The following is a 15,983-nucleotide window of genomic DNA, read 5'->3' on the forward strand; positions in this document are numbered from 1 at the left end:
TGGCGCAATCTTCCGTTTGCGCCGTAGGCTGACAATCAAGGAGAACAGCATTGACGCCTCCCAAGGACACCGCGTTCGCCTTTCAAGCGGTCTACCACTACATCGTCGGCCTGATCGAGGTGGCCAGTGGCACGACTGAGCAGAAACTGCCGTCCCTGCGACAACTGGCCCTGCGCCTCGGCGTTTCGGTGTCGACGACCAAATACGCCTATGCACTGCTCGAAGACGAGGGCCGAATTTACGCCAAAGCCAGATTCGGCTATTTCACCCGGTCAATACCAGCGGCGCCAGTGGCTATCAGCTCAGCCAATCTTCTGGACCACGTCTTCGCCAGCGCCCGTCGGCCCGGCATGCTGGCGCTGAGCAGCGATGCGCCGGCGATGCTGCTGTCGCTGCAAGGCCCATTGTTGACAATGGAGCGCGAACTGACCCGCCAATACCCGCACTCGCACGCGCCTCTTTATCAGTCCCTAGGTGAACCCGAATTGCGCGCGGCCCTGGCGGAACGCTACACCCGTTCCGCTCACAACCACTGGCAGGCCGAGCAGGTGTATATCGGCGCGGACCTGAGCAGCGTAGTGGAGTTGTCGCTCAGTGCCTTGAATCTCGGTGGCACTGTGGCGCTGGTGGAGTCGCCCTGCTCATGGGCAATTCTGCGCCAGTTGCAGGCGGCCAACATCCGCGTCATCGAAATGCCCCTCGGCGATGACGGCCGCTTCGATCTACCCGCGTTGAAGGCGTTACTCACGCGCGAATCGGTGCGCCTGGCGGTGCTCTCCTCCACGGTGAATATTCCCCAAGGCCAGTTGATGCCAGCGCACGATAAACAGCAGATCTGTGACTGGCTGGCCGAGAGCGATATCTGGCTGTTCGAAAACGACACCTGGGGCGAGTTGAGCTTCTCCGATTCACCCGCGCGCTATCGCGATTTTGCCGACCCCGACAAGCTGCTGGTGTTCTCGACGTTCGACAAGATCATTGGCGGCGAAGCCCCGTATGGTTATGTGCTGTGCCGCCAGCAGGCCGCGCAATTTCATCGATTGTTCATGCAGCGCGGATTTCGCCTCTCGCCAATTCGCCAGAAAGCGATTGCCAGACTTTACAGCTCCAGGCGCATCGACCAGCACCTGACCACCCTGCGAGCACTGTTGCTCAAGCGCATGCAACAGCTACAGACTTTGTTGGAAGAACACGGTAACGGTCAGTGGCAGGTAGTCGCCCCACAGGGCGGTGCGAGCTTCTGGCTCAAAGCTGTGCGTCCAATCAACATGCAACGGGTGTTCGAGCGCCTGCTGACCGAGCGGATCGTCATCGCCCCCGGCGAAATCTTCAGCCAGCAAGGCGCCTGGAAGCAGCACCTGCGCCTGAGCTACACCCTCGATTGGGACAAGGATATCGGCCACGCGGTGAAACGACTGGCGCAGGCGTTCACCGAAGAAAACCGCGTCTACAGTCCATAGCAATGCCGCGCCTCAGGAAACCGACCATGGCGCACATCGTCAGCAAACTGTGCGCAAGCATCGCTGATCACCGCGCCGACATCGGCGTAGCGTTTGACGAAGCGCGGCAGATGCTCACCGCCCAGGCCGAGCACATCTTCGGTGACCAGCACCTGCCCGTCGCAGGCCGGTGAGGCGCCGATGCCGATGGTGGGCATTGGCGAGTCCAGGGTAATCTGCCGCGCCACGCCCTCCGCCACTCCTTCGAGCAACAGGCTGAAGGCGCCCGCGTCGAGATTGGCCCGGGCATCTTCGGCAATCACTGCACCGGTTTCAGCGGTCAAGCCCTGAGCCTTGAAACCGCCCATGACGTTGACGAATTGCGGCATCAGGCCGACATGGGCCATCACCGGAATCCCACGCGCCACGAGAAACTCGACAGTGGACGCCAAGGCCTTGTTGGCCTCCAGCTTGACCGCGTCGCAACCGGTGCGCGCCAATACCTGAGCGCAATTACGAAAGGCCTGCTCGTGGGATTCCTGATAACTGCCAAATGGCATGTCGGCGACCACACAGGCCAGGCGCGTGCTATCGACCACCGCCCGCGTGTGGCCGATGATTTCTTCGAGCTGCATGCTCAGCGTCGAGGCGCGGCCATAACCGACCATGGCCGTGGAGTCGCCGACCAGAATAAAGTCGACGACCGGGTCGATCAGCTTGGCGATGCTGCTGGTATACGCCGTCAGCGAGACGATTTTCTGTTGGCCTTTCATGGCAACCAACTGCGGCACGGTCAGGCGTTTGGTGCGGGTATGCAGGCTCATGGGTGACTCCTTGAGGCAGCCGCCCGTAAACGATAAATGTTGTCGAAATCAACGCAAAAATCTTCCATACAGTGCTCAATTCCAAAGGTTTCGAGCGCTCGATTATTCGCCTGACGTAAAAACATTCAATGCACAGATCTACCTGAAAAAGCGACCCAGGGGCCCCCCGCGTCAGTCTGCCCGGTTGAAATGCCGATAGGCATCGGGATGCTTTATTTCGTCGTTTAACGCAGGATGTGTTGCTCGTGCAGCGCCCGCCACGCCTTTTCATCCAGCACGCCGAATTCCTCACGTCCTAAAGGAAAGCCATTCATGGAAGAAGTCATTACCTACCGAACTGCCACCGCCGAAGATGCATTGGCGATGTGCGAACTGGGTCAATTACTCAATTCGGTTCACCACGCCGCCCGCCCCGATATCTACGCCGCCGCCACCGAAGATTTCGCCCGCGACTTGCCGCACTGGGCCGGGGTATTCGAAAAACCCGGGCAGATTGTCTTCATCGCCAGCGCCGGTGAACGGCCCGTGGCGTTCATTACTGCCACCCTGTCCGCCAGCGCCGGCCCTTTGATGCAGCCGCAGAATGTGGTGCGCATCGGCTCGGTGTGTGTCGCCGAACCGTTCTGGGGCAAAGGCATTGGCCGCGCGCTGATTCAACGGGTTAAGGACTGGGCCATCGAGCAGAATGCACAGGACTTGCGCCTGACGGTCTGGCCTTTCAACGAGCGCGCGGTGCGCATGTATGCCGAGTTCGGCTTCGAGACCCGCGCCCTGGAGATGGGCGTGCGTTTGTGAGGAGCGGCCAACTCCGATCATGAATAACCCCGGCAAAATATCAGCACGAACCCTATCGAATGGTTCGATCCTGCCGACAACATCCTGTGTGGACAGCGAGAGGTTTCAACGACGCAAGTCCGTCCCGTATAAAGCTACTTTCAATGACGATTCAAGAGGCTGCACCCATGAGCAATGCCTGGAATGAAGGTTATTTCACGGACGAAGGCTACACCTACAGCTATAGCCGGGAAATCAATCCGGTTTTCCAGCGTTATTGCCTGTTGTTGCGCGGCTTTGCCGGCCTGGACAATCCCGACGGTTATCACTGCGAGCTCGGTTTTGGTCAGGGTGTATCGATCAATATACACGCCACGGCCAACCCGGCAGGCTTCGTCGGTACCGACTTCCACCCCGGTCAGGCGGCCCATGCCATTGAGCTGGCGGAACTCAGCAACAACGGCGCAAAACTCTATGACGACAGCTTCGAGCAACTGCTTGCGCGCCATGATTTGCCGCAATTCGACAGCATCAGCCTGCATGGCATCTGGACCTGGGTCAGCCGCGACAACCAGAAGCTGATCGTCGAATTCGCCCGCCGCCACCTCAAACCGGGTGGTCACCTGTACGTCAGCTATAACGCATTCCCGGGCTGGTCGCCTTCAGCGCCGTTGCGCCAGCTGTTCAGCCTGCACGACCGCTTTGCCAGTCACTCGACGCGGGCGGATCAGCGCATCGATGCCGCGTTGCAGTTTTCCGAAGCGCTGCTGGCGGCCAACCCCAAGTACGCCATCGCCGCGCCGAGTCTGGGCGCCCGGCTGCAGACCATCAAAGGTCAGGACCGCCAATACGTCGCCCACGAATATTTCAATCGCGACTGGAACTGCATGTATTTCGCCGACATGGTGGATGCGCTGGCCCCGGCCAAGCTCGATTACGTCACGACGGCGGTGCCGCTGGATTCGGTCGACGTACTCAACCTGAGCGCCGAAGGCCTGGCCTTTCTCGACGGTATCGAACACCCGGTGATGCGCGAGCAGGCGCGTGACTACTTCGTCAACCAGGCTTTCCGTCGCGACCTGTATGTGCGCGGTGCCAACCGACTCAGCGCTGCCGAGCGCCGATCGCGAATGCTCAATACGCGATTTGTGCTGATGCAACCGACAGAAAACGTAGCGTCCAGTGTCACCGGCCCTGCTGGCGAAGCGTCACTGCAAGCGGAAATTTACCGCCCGGTCCTCGATGCACTCGCCGGCCAGACCTACGAAGCCAAAACGATGCAGCAGTTGCTCGATGCGGTGTCACCAATGGCCTACGACGATCTGGAACAGGCCATCGCCATCCTGGTCAGCATGGGCTCGGTAGCCCCTTGCCAGAGCGAAGCCGCCGAGGCGCTGGTGTACGAACGCTGCGCCGCGTTCAACTTGCAACTGTGCAAGCGCGCGCTGTTCAACGCCGATATTCAGGTGCTGAGCAGCCCGGTTACCGGTGGTGGCGTCACGGTCAGTCGCTTCCAGCAACTGTTCCTGATCGCAATCCGCCAAGGCAAACAGCACCCGGCGGAGTGGGCGCAACTGGCGTGGAGCGTCATCGCCGAACAAAACGAAGTGTTGGTCAAGGACGGCAAAACGCTGACCACCGCCGAAGCCAACATCGCCGCACTGACCGAACAGGCCCAGGCATTTGCCGAGCAATCGCTGATCGTGCTGAGTGCTTTGAAAATCGTTTGATCGGCGTGGGTGGTGCGCAACGGGCAGTAAATCTTAATCAAACGCCCCGTTGAGCACCTCGTAAATCAGGCCGGTGGCCAACGCGACCAAGATCAGGTCCGTGCCCACCTGCTGCCATTCGTAGCCATCGTAATGCGGCAAATGACCGACCAGGCGTCCATCGAGCTTTTTCGCGATCCCGGGTGGCAACGGTTTACCGCGTGCAAGATTCTTTTGAATGCCCGGTGGCAGCGCAGGCCCCGGGCTCCAGTAGTCGCGGTAGCCGCCAACAATCCCGAGCACATTGCCGCGATCGATACTAGGGGCATGACTCCAGTCACCGCCAGAGTTGTTGCCCTTGTTGCCATTGCCTTTCTGGTTACCGTGACCCTGCATGTTCTGCGGATTGCCCTTGCCATTGCCATTGCCCTGCCCCTTGCCATTGCCGGGATCGGCCAATGCCATCGCCGAGCTGAAAACCAGGGCCAGGGAAGAAATCGTTGCAATCAACTTACGTGACTTGATCATGCGGCGCGCCTTCATGGTGGGATGCTCCTGTGTCATCTTGACGTTACACATCAGCTTAGTTTATTCCGGCTGACCGATCGTCGATTACAGCCCAGCCCATCGACACCGCCTGACAGGAGCTATTTCATGGAGCTGAAGTTCAGCCACATCGACGTACTGGTCAAAGACCTTGAACAAGCTTGTGCCTATTACGCGCAGATACTGCAGGCGCGGATCTCCACAACGCAGATCTGGAATCGCGGGGGCCTGCACGTACGCTATGCCGTGGCGTTGATCGGTCAGGAACGCTTCATGCTGGTCCAGCCGCTGGCGGGCAATCTCAAGGAGCTGTTGGATACGGTGGGCGAAGGCATGATTTACCGTCATTGCTACACGACCCCTGATATCGAACTGGCCTACGACGAACTGATCGCCAGCGGGGTTCAGCCGGAGGACGAAAACGGCCAGCCGCTGATTCGCGAGAACCTGCAGTCGCCCTCCGGGACACGCATCATCTGGCTGCCGAAACGCTTCGGGCATTTCTCGATCGAGATTCTTGAGGAGAAGGCGCTGGGGGCGTTTATCGAAGCCGCATTTGCCTGAACGTTATGCAAGATCCTCGTGGGTATTTTTCAGTTTGCTGCCCCTCAATCCATTCGGTTGCGCTCAATGATAATGACCGGAAAACGCTTTTCTTTGAACAAACCAAGCAACTTGCGCCAGGCAGCCCCGACCATCGCCGCTATCTGGGGAATATAGGGAAAAGAAACAAATACGCCAGGCGGTCCCGCTGACACTTGTCGATTACTCGCAGTCAATTGAAGGAGGATCGTACAAAGCTCATCCCAATCTGTTGCATTCGACGGATTCGTAGGTGCGCCGACGCTATAAACACCCCGCCTCGGTATGCAATCCACACCGACAAGAGTGTTATCGATCTTGGTCCTGTTAAATAAAGCCTCGATGACTTCACCCAGCGTGGTATTGCAGAGTTTTCCATGAACGGCAGGTGCGCACATCCACCTGGACCGCCAATTGCCGCTGGTGTTCCAGCCTGCACTTTTGCTTCCCGGAGCCGCGGCGTACCAACCATAAGGTGGCGGGCTGGAAAGGTGTTTCAGGGTAAAAGTGCCCAACAACGGGCCACGACAGCCATTCGCCAGATGCAAGTTAAACTCCGGCCAGTTGGAGAGTAACGCGAGTTCTTTATTGGTAGACAGATTGGGACGCGATGGCGAGAGTGCTGTTACCGGAACCGATGGAAGAGATGCCTTCGGGGCAGCCTTGGCCTGGATAATCAAGCCTCTGGTGCGAGTTCTGAAGGACTGATGATCGCGCGTGAAAACATCCATGACAAAAATCGCCGCGTCGCCCAATTCCACCGGACGGGTAATTTTTTGTTGATAAAAGTCTTCTGTACCTGAAACGGTCATATCCGCATAAGGTCTTTTGTCGATCCAGCCGAGTGTCACCGTTATCGCACCGTTGGTAGGATCTGCTGCGAGCGCTTGCTGCAGATCAGACACAAATGCCGGAGCGAAAAGTCGTCTCAACTGTTCAAGCTCTCCATAGCCGCCGAACCCACGATATTGAAGAGAAATTGCCTTATCGATATCCGTACTTAAACTCATGCCAGTCCTTGGTTGCGTCGTGGAAAAATATCCCAATGTCGAGGTTCTACAGACCTTATAGAATTGTCGCAACAGTTCCAGGGTAAGTAGACTGTCCTCCTGCGTCCTTTTTCAGCGTTCAACCCACGAGCCATAAAGTCTCTTGCTGGCACGCTCCCACCTATTCCCACACAGAGCCTGAAAGCTTGGCTATTGAAGGAAATAAAATGACCGCATCTATCAGGCGGGACGAAAATCTTCGACGTTTCAGAAAATATCTGCGCATTGACGCGGCTCTGTTTATCGCCAGCATGGTGGGAGCTTTCACCCTCAGCGGTTTTGCACACTTGGAGAAATTCTATCTGATACTCGATGTACCGATCGAACGGGTGAACATCAGTGCACAGCAGTTTTCGGCCTATGGCGCCGCCGGATTCGGATCCTTCCTGGGTTCACTATTTTTTGCTATGTCTCTGGTTGGAACCGTCACCCTTCTCATGTTGATTTTCGAGAAACCCCGGGGCGACACAGTTGATTCCGCAGCCAGCCCCAAGTGGATTGCCAACGTACGTGACCGTGCTGCAGAAAATCGCGTTGGGTTCATTGCTGTCGGCATGCTCTGCCTGCTCACGTTTGTGCTGTTATCCACTTGGTATTTTTTGATACGCGCCCCTTCAAACACTGGCCGGGCAGCGGCGCTGAAACTTGCGTCCACATGCGATGTGCGTCATGTGGTTTACGCAAACCTCGACAAGTACGAGGGATGCCAGATCGCAGAATCCAACGACATGCTTTACTTCTTGAAGCGACACCACAACGACTCAACGGGCGTCGAGTTCCATACCTTTGAGTTACCGAAAGCAGGCATAAGAAGCATCACAGGGGAAAAGCAGAGGCTCACGTATAAACAGTGAAACGACGAAAGCCGCTTACTTGCCAGGCATAAAAAACCCGGCTGATAAGGCCGGGCTTTTGCCAGTACTACGCTCATACTCTGCATTCAGACTGCACGGCGTTCAAGCAGACGGTCTGCCCCACCTTCGGCAACCAGGTTGCCCTTCAGACGATCCGAACCATCGGCAGCGACCGCGTCGCTGAACAGTGGGTCAGTTTGAGTCGCAGCGGCAACGGCGTCGCTGAACAGTGGGTCAGTTTGGGTCGCGGCGGCAACGGCGTCACTGAACAGTGGATCAGTTTGGGTCGCAGCGGCAAAGGCGTTCATTGCAAAGACCGAGAAAGCGATGCCGAGGATGGTTTGGCGTTTCATGTTGATGCTCCGTGTGCAGTGGGTGGGTATGGAGCTGATCTTACGCCGCGACAGCGATATGAGAACCTGATTGAGTTAATGGTTGTTATTGACGCAGTCAATGGCACAGCTGAGCATCGTGGCGATGGCGGCTCTACGGCTCGGCGAGACCACCGGCGCTACCTCGGTTCGAAATCAACGCTGGCCGCTGGTGTTGTAATCACACACCAACGTTCTGAATGTCCGTGGGATCGGTACGTACTTCAACAAAGGGTAGATCGCAGGCTCGATATCTTCACTGGCAGTGATTTTCGGGGCGATGAGTATTTTGCTGCGACTGCTATCGAGGTAAAGCACGTCAAACTCGTCAGGATGGACTGTGCTGCAAGGCGAGTAGCTATTGAAGTCTGCCGCATGAGCAAAACGATAGAGAACTTGGCCGCGACGCTCATCCGATGCCAGCACTTTGGTCACAAATATGGCCGTCAACAGAAACACCAGACAGTTTGATAAATGGCAGACCATATAGCCGGCAGTCCGCTCACCTTTGCGACGTGCCTCGGAATACCGTACGAACATGGCGAATGAGGCAATGAAAATCAGGTAGAAAAGTAACTTCAGTTTAGCCACGGCATGCATGAATGTCGCTGCGGCCAAGGTCATCGGCAGCAGAGACGGGTCGACGTGAAACATCTGATTTATTTCTGCTTGAGCATCGATCTTGGCGAAAACACTCAGGCCACCCAGAAAAACCGCCCAGATCAGCAAGCTCGACTTCAAATGCATCAGCTTCTGAGCGAGTTTGATTTCGATCAGGCTCATCAGAATGTAGAAACTGAGAAGCATCGACACGGCAAAAGCCAGGACGAATATCGTCGGATAAGGCGTGCTTGAACGGACCGCGAAGCCAGCAATGACGATGAGCAGGAAGGCGATGACTGCCAGCACGCATAGTGCCCTGACCGTCGCAATCGGGTTGAGTGATTTGCTCTGCGTTTCACTATGGGTAACAGCTTGAGTCGGGAGGGGAATGTCCTGCATGGGCAGTCGGTCCTTGATTCGGGATTGAGGTTCTCGGCGCAGCATTCTTCTCAACGTATCGGCAATCAGTCCCGATGCTGAAGCGCCTGAAAGTGGCAACCCGGGATGTCGATCAACATTCATCAGGCACAAGCGGTTCCCGATGATTCACGACTATGCTGGAACTACGATGACATTTGCACGGCCAGGCAAACCGAACGGTTTGCAGGCCTGGGCGGTGCGGCGCCCCTTTCACCCCTGCCGACTCAGGAAAACCGCGCTGAAGGACAAGGAGATCCGTCATGCCCGATCATGCCCGCACCACCACCGCAGCCCTCCTCATCAGACACCCGACTGTCGAGATGGTCACTCCAACCTATCAAAGCGACGACGAGACCCTTGACGGCGGTGTTTGCCGCGGCATGGCCAGCCGCTGGATCGGCGCACAATTGCTTGGCGGCAAGAACGTCGCCCAATTCCGCATACTTGCGAACAACACTGACGGTAAAGTGAACATGGAGTTCGTCAGGTACCAGGCTGCATTCAACGCTGTTGGCAAAGAGTTCGATAGCGCGTGTGTCCAATACGAAAACCTCAGGGCCGAGGCCGATCGGCTGAAGGGCGTATTCAACGGGACGCTCGAGAAGGGCTGGTTCGAATGGATGCCGACCGCGCAAAGCGTTGCAGACGCTGAGGAGGCAGCGTTGAAAGCAGAGAAAACGCTTCTGGCATCAGTCAGCATTCTGTACAGATATATGTCGGGCGGACTTCACGAGGTCAAAAAGGTAACCGATGTTGACTACACCACCTTTGAGCAAGCGCTCCACACGCACCTCACGGGGAATGGTTTCTACTACATCGGTCTCGGCGGCACACACGCAATCGCCTTCTACATCGCACAAGCGGGCGAATGCCTGTTCATCGACGCCAATACTGGCGAATGGAAGTCGCCAGATCTTGCGACCTTGTCGACTTTTTTCAGCGACTATATGTCCAGCCTTTACCTGACCGAGTACGCAGGAAAGCGAGTCGATATTTACCACCTCCCGCACATGCTCGACGCCACCTAGCGACTTGTTGATTACGCGTGCTATTGCTGGTCGATCGGGCCTGCTCACCTTCGATCCAGGGCGGTGACTCGGTATGGGCATTAATGGGAGCGTACGGACGTCTTTTTCGAAATCCTGCGAAACAGCTTTTTGCCGAGACTGCCAACGGTCTGGTTGTCCTCCTTCCACAGCGCAACGAGCGTGATGTATTGCGTGTGGTTGACGATGTTAGAAATGAGGTTGCCTGGACCCTGTCCATGCGTCAGGATTCTCCCGACTTTGTCCCGCAGGACGAGCAAACCAAATGCCCTTCGAGCGTCGAGACTTAACTGACAAACCGAGTATCACCATGAACCGCCAGAAAAAGCTGCAGCAGTTGTTCAAAGAAAAAGCGAAAAAAGCCAGTGCAAAACTGGCTCCCAAGAAACCCAAATACATCAGCAAGGCTGATCGAGCGAAGCTCGAAGCTGAAGCGGGTTCTGACTCAGTGATGTCTTCTGAGAGCTGATCCTTGTCTGCCGATCAAAGCAAAGTCGTCGACGCCTTCAGTGCGCATTCCTGGCCGCAGTGTTGGGCGAGATCACATTGCCGCTCGACGTGGCGAGCGAATCGGTCAACGACGATCTGCCACTCCTCGCGCCGTTCTTCGTCCGGCTGCGCAGGATCGGCGTCGAACATCTGATGAACCACGACACCTTTGAGCCTGAAACGACTTTAGGAGCACGCATGCTGGAACATGTTGATATCGAAGATCTGTATAAAATCGAAGGTTCTCTCCATAAGCATCTGCAAATTGAAGGGGCCTTGTCTTCACTCGGCGGCCCAGGCTGGGATGGCTTTGGCTTCAAGAACAGAGTTCTGAAAGAGCTGGGTTATGACGTCGATGCACAAGGCAACACCGACGCAATGAAAATCAGGGCTTACAACACGGCCGCTGACGCCATCAACAAACTCGGCGCAAAAATTACCGCCAAAAAGCTGCTGTCCGAGCTGGGCATTTCCTGACAATACGCTCAACCGCCATTTACTTCGCTCGCCGGGCAGTCAAAACCGCACTGATTGACTGACTGTCCGTTGGCTTAATCTTCAGGCCTTCTCCTGGCACGCTGAAAAGTGCTCGTACTCTAGTGCTGCCATCGTACGTTCTGTATATAAATCGAACCGCTGCCTTTGCAATATCGTCAGGAAGATAATTCAGAATCATTGGGCTGTGGTTAGTCACCAATACTTGCTGCCCCGAGGACCGAAGCACTTCTACCAACTGCTCGACGATTTCCGGATTAACGCCGTTTTCGACTGCATCAAAGAGAAGCAACGAGTTGCCGTGGCTCAATTGAGCAATAATTGCAAGAATTCGAAGCAAACCATCGTTAACGTGCTTTGAATCAGTGTCTATTCGCTCGCCTTCAAACTCTTCAATGATTGACAGCTTCTTCCAGCCCGCTCTTTCTTGCTTGACCTTGAAGTCCACTACAGCAGGATAAAATTCCCTAAGCAGACTCACCAGCTTATCGCGTGCTTCACACTTGATCCCAAACAAAAACGAAGACAACCTCTCGCCACCAACACCGATATCAGTAGCAGCCTCTCGCAGAGAAGCCCCGCATCAGGTGTGGAGACAAAAGTTCAAGAGAGCGAATATTAGAAACTTTCTCTTTCAACTCAATTATTTCCGGCGTCAAAACTTACTAAATCAAACCACCCTGCATTTCACCCTCAATTCCCAACCGATGACACCGTTACGTTCGCCATGGACAGCGCCTCGAACTGAATACGCAAGACGTTACACATTGAAACGTTATTGCGTGGTGGTTGCTGACGGAGCCTGCTCAAAGCAGAGACAAATTGTTCGATTGTCAGCAAACAGGTCACCCTCTTCCTGCTAACCTGCGCCCATGAAAACCGCCATCATCTCCGATACCCACGGCCTCCTCCGCCCTGAAGCCCTCACCTGCCTGCAAGGCTGTGACCTTATCATCCACGCCGGAGATATCGGTTGCCCTGAGATCCTCACGCAACTCACCTCTATTGCCCCTACCCACGCCGTGCGCGGAAACAACGACCTCAACCTGCCCTGGGCGGCCAACCTCCCGGACTATCTCACCTTTGAGATCAACAGCTGGCAAACCCTGCTGACCCACGATATCGCCGACGTCCCTGCCGATCTCGACAGCAAGATCAAACTCGTCATCACCGGCCACTCGCACAAACCCTGCATCCAATGGCACGGTGATTGTCTTTACCTCAATCCCGGCAGCGCCGGTCGCCGTCGTTTCAAACTGCCGGTCACATTGGCACTTCTCGACGTATCGGCTGATACGCTCACCCCTCAGCTGGTGCACCTGCTGGATTCCCCTGCGTGATGGGACAGCCCGCTCGGCTGAAAACGTCAGCAGACAAAATGCGGCTGGAAATCCCTGCCACGTTTAGAGGTTATCCTTCAGTTAATCCACAGGTGCGAGTTTGCAGTCCACGCTATGACCGAGAGAATCGATCATGAATATGTCATCCAATGTAAAACCACAAACAGCAACTCTGGCCAGCCGTTTGGCCTATCTGTTTTACAGCCTGAGCTGTTATTTCATTTTCCTGCTGACGATTTTGTACTTGATCGGTTTTGTTGGCGGGTTGGTGGTCCCCAAGAACATCAACTCAGGCGACTATCGCAATCTGCCCCTTTCAATACTGATCGACATTGCCCTCATAACGCTGTTCGGTCTTCAACACAGCGTTATGGCCAGGCAAGGCTTTAAAGCAAGGTTGGCGCAATGGTTGCCTCCCGCCATGGAGCGAGCGACTTACGTGCTGTCGAGCAGCCTGATGCTGTTGCTGCTCTTCTATCTATGGCAACCCATTCCCATGTCGATCTGGAGCATTCGATCGAGCTTTGCCGCCACGCTGGTTTCCGGGCTTTTCTGGGCCGGATGGCTACTCATATCGTTCGCGACCTTCTTGATCAGCCATTCCGAATTATTTGGCGTAAGCCAGGCAATTCGGGCTTTTCGGCGCACTGAAGTACAAACCTCACCCTTCATCACGCCATCGCTCTACAAAATGGTCAGGCACCCCATGTATCTGGGTTTCCTCATCGCATTCTGGGCGACACCCAACATGACAGTCGGACATCTGGTCTTCGCCTTGACGTGTACGATTTACATATTGATCGGCACTCATTTTGAAGAGCGCGATTTAGTCAGAACGTTCGGCAACAACTACCTCGACTATCAACAGCGAGTGGGCAAGCTTCTGCCCTTCTGGAAAAATTCAGACGACGTATAACCATCGAGATCCCAAGGGTAGCCAGCCTCAAAGGTGCGTCACGGAGCCGACGTTGCGCGCCATCCACCTGAAATTTTTTCTCGGCCCTCGCCCTGATCACCTAACCTCATAGACTGTGTGATCAATTCGAGCCTCCCCCCTCCATGCGCAACACATTGAAGTCGCTGATCCTTGTCGCGCTCATGCTGCTTGTTCCCGCCGGTTCGTCAATGTGGGCGGCGGATTTGCCAGCGCCCTCGACGAGCGCCGCCGCGCCGCTTGCGGTCATCAATCAAAGTGACTTGCAGGCCCTGCAACTGCGTCTCGACGGGCTCAAGCAACAGATCTCGTCCGCGAACAACTACAACCAGCTCGAGGGTCCGCAGGATCGGGTGCAGGCGTTCATTCTGGATGTCGACCGGTTGTCGGCGGCGTTGTTGCCGCAGCAGGCGCAGTTGGCCGTGCAGTTGGGAGTGCTGGGGGCCGCGCCGGACGCAGAGGTAGCGGCGGAACAGGCGGATATCGTCGCGCAACGGGCGTCCCTGGCGGAGCAGAAGAACAAAGTAGACGGGACGCTGAAGAGCCTGGCGGCGTTGAAGCAGAGCGCGGCGGATCTGATTACGCAGATCGCCGGCATCCGTCGCACACTGCTGGAAAGTGAGCTGACGCTGGGCACTGACAGCGTGTTGAGTCCAAGTTTCTGGTCGCCACTGGTGAGTCCGACCGAGGATGATCGTCAGCGTCTGCGTTTTTTCGTCGCGCAGGTGCGTGACACATGGGCCACCGTGTGGGCCCCGGGCCAACGCGTCTATACCAGTGTGCTGATGGCGTTGGCGCTGATCATCTGGACGTTCGGGCGCTGGCTCGCGGAACGGGGTCTGACCTGGGTGTGCATTTACCGCATGCCCGAGGGACGCCTGCGCCGCAGTGCACTGGCGTTCGCCTCGGCGCTGGCGACCATCGCCACCACCGGCATAGCCTTGCAGTTGCTGTTCTATGCCTGCACCCGCCATCAACCTTTGCCGCCGGTGCTGGAAACTTTCTCCGAAGAGTTCGAGAAGGTCGTGTATGCCTGCGTGCTGCTCACCGGGTTGAGCCGCGCGTTGCTGTCGACCGAACATCCCTCGTGGCGCCTGCCGGCGATTGCCGATCAGGTGGCGCTGGCGCTCAAGCCCTACCCGCGCATTCTGTCCTGCACGTTACTGGTGCTGGTGACGCTGGTGCAGGTCAGCAACGCCACCGGTATGAGCAGCCAGATCGTGATCGCCGGGCGCGGGGTCATTTCGATCGTCGTGCTGGCGATCGTGACGGTCCTGCTGTTGCGCGTCGGCAAGGTGCACAAGGCGCTGGTCGCGGCCGATGATGCGGCGGCGAACAGTACGTTTGCCGGGGTGATTTACACCATTGCCGGCATCTCGATGTTTGTCTCGGCGATCGCGCTGCTGGCTGGCTACGTGTCGCTGGCGCGGTTCATCAGTTATGAGCTGGTGTGGGCGTACATTGTCTTGTCGGGTTTCTACCTGCTGATCCAGTTGATCAAGGATGTCTGCGAGCACGTGTTTTCGCCACGGCACGCTAGCGGCAAGGCGCTCAAACAGTTATTGGGTATCGGTGATCGACGACTCGATCAGATTTCGATTCTGCTGTCCGGTTTCAGTCGGGCCGCGCTGTTGCTGCTGGCGGTCATCGCTCTGTTTGTCGGCGGCATCGGCACCACGCTCGGGCAACTGGCGAGCAATATCATGGCAATCCTTGGCGGCGCCGGGTTGCGCAAGCTGAACATCGTTCCCGGCCATCTGCTCAATGCCGTGCTGGCGCTGATGATCGGCATCTGGCTGATCCGCGCCCTGCGCCGCTGGCTCGACAATGAGTTCCTGCCCAAGACCGACATGGACCCGGGCATGTGCGCTTCGCTGAGCACGCTGTTTTCCAACATCGGTTATGCCTTTGTGATTCTGCTGACGCTGTCGTCGCTGGGCGTGCAGTGGACCAATCTGGCGTGGATCGTCAGTGCGTTGTCAGTGGGCATCGGTTTCGGCTTGCAGGAGATCGTGAAGAACTTCGTCTCCGGCCTGATTCTGCTCACCGAGCGTCCGGTGAAAGTTGGCGATTTGATCAGCATCAGTGGCGTCGAAGGCGATATTCGCCGGATCAACGTGCGCGCCACGGAAATCCAGCTCAGCGACCGCTCGATTGTGATCGTGCCGAACTCGCAACTGATCTCGCAGAACCTGCGCAACGTGACACTGGGCGGCAGCGCGCAAGGCGTCGCATCGCTGGAGTTGGTGTTCCCGCTGGACATCGATCCCGAAGCGGTCAAAGACCTGTTGCTCACAACTTATCGGGAGAACGAAACCATCCTCGATAAACCGGCGCCGTTCGTGCGCTTCAGCAAGCTGTCGCCGGACGGAATCACCTTGACGGTGACCGGGTACGTGGGCAGCCCGAGGATTGTCGGGGTGACCAAGAGCGATCTTTTGTTCGAAGTGCTCAAGCGTCTGGGGGCGGCGGGAATTGCGCTGGCGCAGCCGGCGGCGAGTACGTGAG

Annotated in this window: 17 protein-coding genes and 1 pseudogene; 11 read left to right on the forward strand and 7 right to left on the reverse strand. The window is 56.6% G+C overall.

The features are described 5' to 3' along the window. The first annotated feature begins 50 nt into the window (after positions 1–50). Positions 51–1,460, forward strand: coding sequence for an aminotransferase-like domain-containing protein (locus HU718_RS17320; protein WP_186616106.1), 1,410 nt, complete (start codon positions 51–53; stop codon positions 1,458–1,460). Here the strand turns inward: HU718_RS17320 and panB are convergent. Further along, positions 1,448–2,263, reverse strand: coding sequence for a 3-methyl-2-oxobutanoate hydroxymethyltransferase (gene panB / locus HU718_RS17325; RefSeq protein WP_186616107.1), 816 nt, complete (start codon positions 2,261–2,263; stop codon positions 1,448–1,450). The two genes, HU718_RS17320 and panB, sit on opposite strands and share 13 nt — an antisense overlap. Positions 2,264–2,575: 312 nt before the next feature. Between panB and HU718_RS17330 the strand changes: the two genes are divergently transcribed. Together HU718_RS17330 and HU718_RS17335 are read left to right on the forward strand one after the other, a co-directional pair. After that, positions 2,576–3,058, forward strand: a complete 483-nt coding sequence (locus tag HU718_RS17330; protein WP_150729070.1) for a GNAT family N-acetyltransferase — start codon at positions 2,576–2,578, stop codon at positions 3,056–3,058. A 167-nt stretch (positions 3,059–3,225) separates the two neighbouring features. Continuing rightward, positions 3,226–4,767, forward strand: coding sequence for a methyltransferase regulatory domain-containing protein (locus tag HU718_RS17335; RefSeq protein ID WP_150707896.1), 1,542 nt, complete (start codon positions 3,226–3,228; stop codon positions 4,765–4,767). A gap of 33 nt (positions 4,768–4,800) precedes the next feature. Here the strand turns inward: HU718_RS17335 and HU718_RS17340 are convergent, their stop codons facing one another. Beyond that, positions 4,801–5,274, reverse strand: a complete 474-nt coding sequence (locus HU718_RS17340) for an anti-virulence regulator CigR family protein (protein ID WP_181429367.1) — start codon at positions 5,272–5,274, stop codon at positions 4,801–4,803. 126 nt (positions 5,275–5,400) lie between these two features. Here HU718_RS17340 and HU718_RS17345 point away from each other — a divergent pair, with 126 nt between their 5' ends. Continuing rightward, positions 5,401–5,856, forward strand: a complete 456-nt coding sequence (locus HU718_RS17345) for a VOC family protein (protein ID WP_102899075.1) — start codon at positions 5,401–5,403, stop codon at positions 5,854–5,856. Positions 5,857–5,900: 44 nt separating this feature from the next. Here HU718_RS17345 and HU718_RS17350 read toward each other — a convergent pair whose 3' ends face one another. After that, the gene (locus tag HU718_RS17350; protein WP_186616108.1) at positions 5,901–6,884 is read right to left on the reverse strand and encodes a hypothetical protein; all 984 of its coding nucleotides are present in this window, start codon (positions 6,882–6,884) and stop codon (positions 5,901–5,903) included. 206 nt (positions 6,885–7,090) lie between these two features. Here HU718_RS17350 and HU718_RS17355 point away from each other — a divergent pair, with 206 nt between their 5' ends. Then, positions 7,091–7,777: a hypothetical protein gene (locus tag HU718_RS17355; protein ID WP_186616109.1), complete on the forward strand. Its 687-nt coding sequence runs from the start codon at positions 7,091–7,093 to the stop codon at positions 7,775–7,777. Positions 7,778–7,863: 86 nt separating this feature from the next. On the opposite strand, the gene HU718_RS17360 is transcribed toward HU718_RS17355, so the two are convergent. Further along, positions 7,864–8,130: a hypothetical protein gene (locus HU718_RS17360; RefSeq protein WP_186616110.1), complete on the reverse strand. Its 267-nt coding sequence runs from the start codon at positions 8,128–8,130 to the stop codon at positions 7,864–7,866. Between the two features lie 174 nt (positions 8,131–8,304). After that, positions 8,305–9,150, reverse strand: a complete 846-nt coding sequence (locus tag HU718_RS17365; RefSeq protein ID WP_186616111.1) for a hypothetical protein — start codon at positions 9,148–9,150, stop codon at positions 8,305–8,307. A gap of 281 nt (positions 9,151–9,431) precedes the next feature. Here HU718_RS17365 and HU718_RS17370 point away from each other — a divergent pair, with 281 nt between their 5' ends. Next, positions 9,432–10,199: a hypothetical protein gene (locus HU718_RS17370; RefSeq protein ID WP_186616112.1), complete on the forward strand. Its 768-nt coding sequence runs from the start codon at positions 9,432–9,434 to the stop codon at positions 10,197–10,199. Positions 10,200–10,291: 92 nt separating this feature from the next. Here HU718_RS17370 and HU718_RS30005 read toward each other — a convergent pair. Beyond that, a pseudogene (locus HU718_RS30005) lies at positions 10,292–10,402 on the reverse strand (MarR family transcriptional regulator); the annotation flags it as partial. Positions 10,403–10,527: 125 nt separating this feature from the next. Here HU718_RS30005 and HU718_RS17375 point away from each other — a divergent pair. Both HU718_RS17375 and HU718_RS17380 read left to right on the forward strand, forming a co-directional pair. Continuing rightward, entirely contained in the window at positions 10,528–10,686 is a 159-nt protein-coding gene (locus tag HU718_RS17375; RefSeq protein WP_095118515.1) for a DUF2986 domain-containing protein, read from the forward strand. A 62-nt stretch (positions 10,687–10,748) separates the two neighbouring features. Further along, a complete protein-coding gene (locus HU718_RS17380; protein WP_186616113.1) occupies positions 10,749–11,183 on the forward strand; it encodes a helix-hairpin-helix domain-containing protein in 435 nt (144 codons plus the stop codon). Positions 11,184–11,202: 19 nt separating this feature from the next. Here the strand turns inward: HU718_RS17380 and HU718_RS17385 are convergent, their stop codons facing one another. After that, entirely contained in the window at positions 11,203–11,730 is a 528-nt protein-coding gene (locus HU718_RS17385; RefSeq protein ID WP_186616114.1) for an AAA family ATPase, read from the reverse strand. A 343-nt stretch (positions 11,731–12,073) separates the two neighbouring features. On the opposite strand from HU718_RS17385, the gene HU718_RS17390 reads away from it, so the two are divergent. The 3 genes from HU718_RS17390 to HU718_RS17400 all read left to right on the forward strand — a co-directional run bounded on the left by HU718_RS17390 (position 12,074) and on the right by HU718_RS17400 (position 15,982). Continuing rightward, a complete protein-coding gene (locus tag HU718_RS17390) occupies positions 12,074–12,541 on the forward strand; it encodes a metallophosphoesterase family protein (protein WP_102899085.1) in 468 nt (155 codons plus the stop codon). 133 nt (positions 12,542–12,674) lie between these two features. Continuing rightward, a complete protein-coding gene (mddA, locus tag HU718_RS17395) occupies positions 12,675–13,457 on the forward strand; it encodes a methanethiol S-methyltransferase (RefSeq protein ID WP_186616115.1) in 783 nt (260 codons plus the stop codon). A 143-nt stretch (positions 13,458–13,600) separates the two neighbouring features. Then, entirely contained in the window at positions 13,601–15,982 is a 2,382-nt protein-coding gene (locus HU718_RS17400; protein ID WP_186616116.1) for a DUF3772 domain-containing protein, read from the forward strand. Position 15,983 lies beyond the last annotated feature (1 nt).

The organism is Pseudomonas tensinigenes (assembly GCF_014268445.2).
In the GTDB taxonomy this organism is placed as follows: Bacteria; Pseudomonadota; Gammaproteobacteria; order Pseudomonadales; family Pseudomonadaceae; genus Aquipseudomonas; species Aquipseudomonas tensinigenes.

What these genes read in the sequence shown, in the direction of transcription:
- HU718_RS17360 (WP_186616110.1), bottom strand. Translation starts at nt 8,130, where the DNA reads ATGAAACGCCAAACCATCCTCGGCATCGCTTTCTCGGTCTTTGCAATG.
- HU718_RS17330 (WP_150729070.1), top strand. Translation starts at nt 2,576, where the DNA reads ATGGAAGAAGTCATTACCTACCGAACTGCCACCGCCGAAGATGCATTG.
- HU718_RS17355 (WP_186616109.1), top strand. Translation starts at nt 7,091, where the DNA reads ATGACCGCATCTATCAGGCGGGACGAAAATCTTCGACGTTTCAGAAAA.
- mddA (WP_186616115.1), top strand. Translation starts at nt 12,675, where the DNA reads ATGAATATGTCATCCAATGTAAAACCACAAACAGCAACTCTGGCCAGC.
- HU718_RS17390 (WP_102899085.1), top strand. Translation starts at nt 12,074, where the DNA reads ATGAAAACCGCCATCATCTCCGATACCCACGGCCTCCTCCGCCCTGAA.
- HU718_RS17340 (WP_181429367.1), bottom strand. Translation starts at nt 5,274, where the DNA reads ATGATCAAGTCACGTAAGTTGATTGCAACGATTTCTTCCCTGGCCCTG.
- HU718_RS17365 (WP_186616111.1), bottom strand. Translation starts at nt 9,150, where the DNA reads ATGCAGGACATTCCCCTCCCGACTCAAGCTGTTACCCATAGTGAAACG.
- HU718_RS17345 (WP_102899075.1), top strand. Translation starts at nt 5,401, where the DNA reads ATGGAGCTGAAGTTCAGCCACATCGACGTACTGGTCAAAGACCTTGAA.
- HU718_RS17335 (WP_150707896.1), top strand. Translation starts at nt 3,226, where the DNA reads ATGAGCAATGCCTGGAATGAAGGTTATTTCACGGACGAAGGCTACACC.
- HU718_RS17370 (WP_186616112.1), top strand. Translation starts at nt 9,432, where the DNA reads ATGCCCGATCATGCCCGCACCACCACCGCAGCCCTCCTCATCAGACAC.
- panB (WP_186616107.1), bottom strand. Translation starts at nt 2,263, where the DNA reads ATGAGCCTGCATACCCGCACCAAACGCCTGACCGTGCCGCAGTTGGTT.
- HU718_RS17375 (WP_095118515.1), top strand. Translation starts at nt 10,528, where the DNA reads ATGAACCGCCAGAAAAAGCTGCAGCAGTTGTTCAAAGAAAAAGCGAAA.
- HU718_RS17350 (WP_186616108.1), bottom strand. Translation starts at nt 6,884, where the DNA reads ATGAGTTTAAGTACGGATATCGATAAGGCAATTTCTCTTCAATATCGT.
- HU718_RS17400 (WP_186616116.1), top strand. Translation starts at nt 13,601, where the DNA reads ATGCGCAACACATTGAAGTCGCTGATCCTTGTCGCGCTCATGCTGCTT.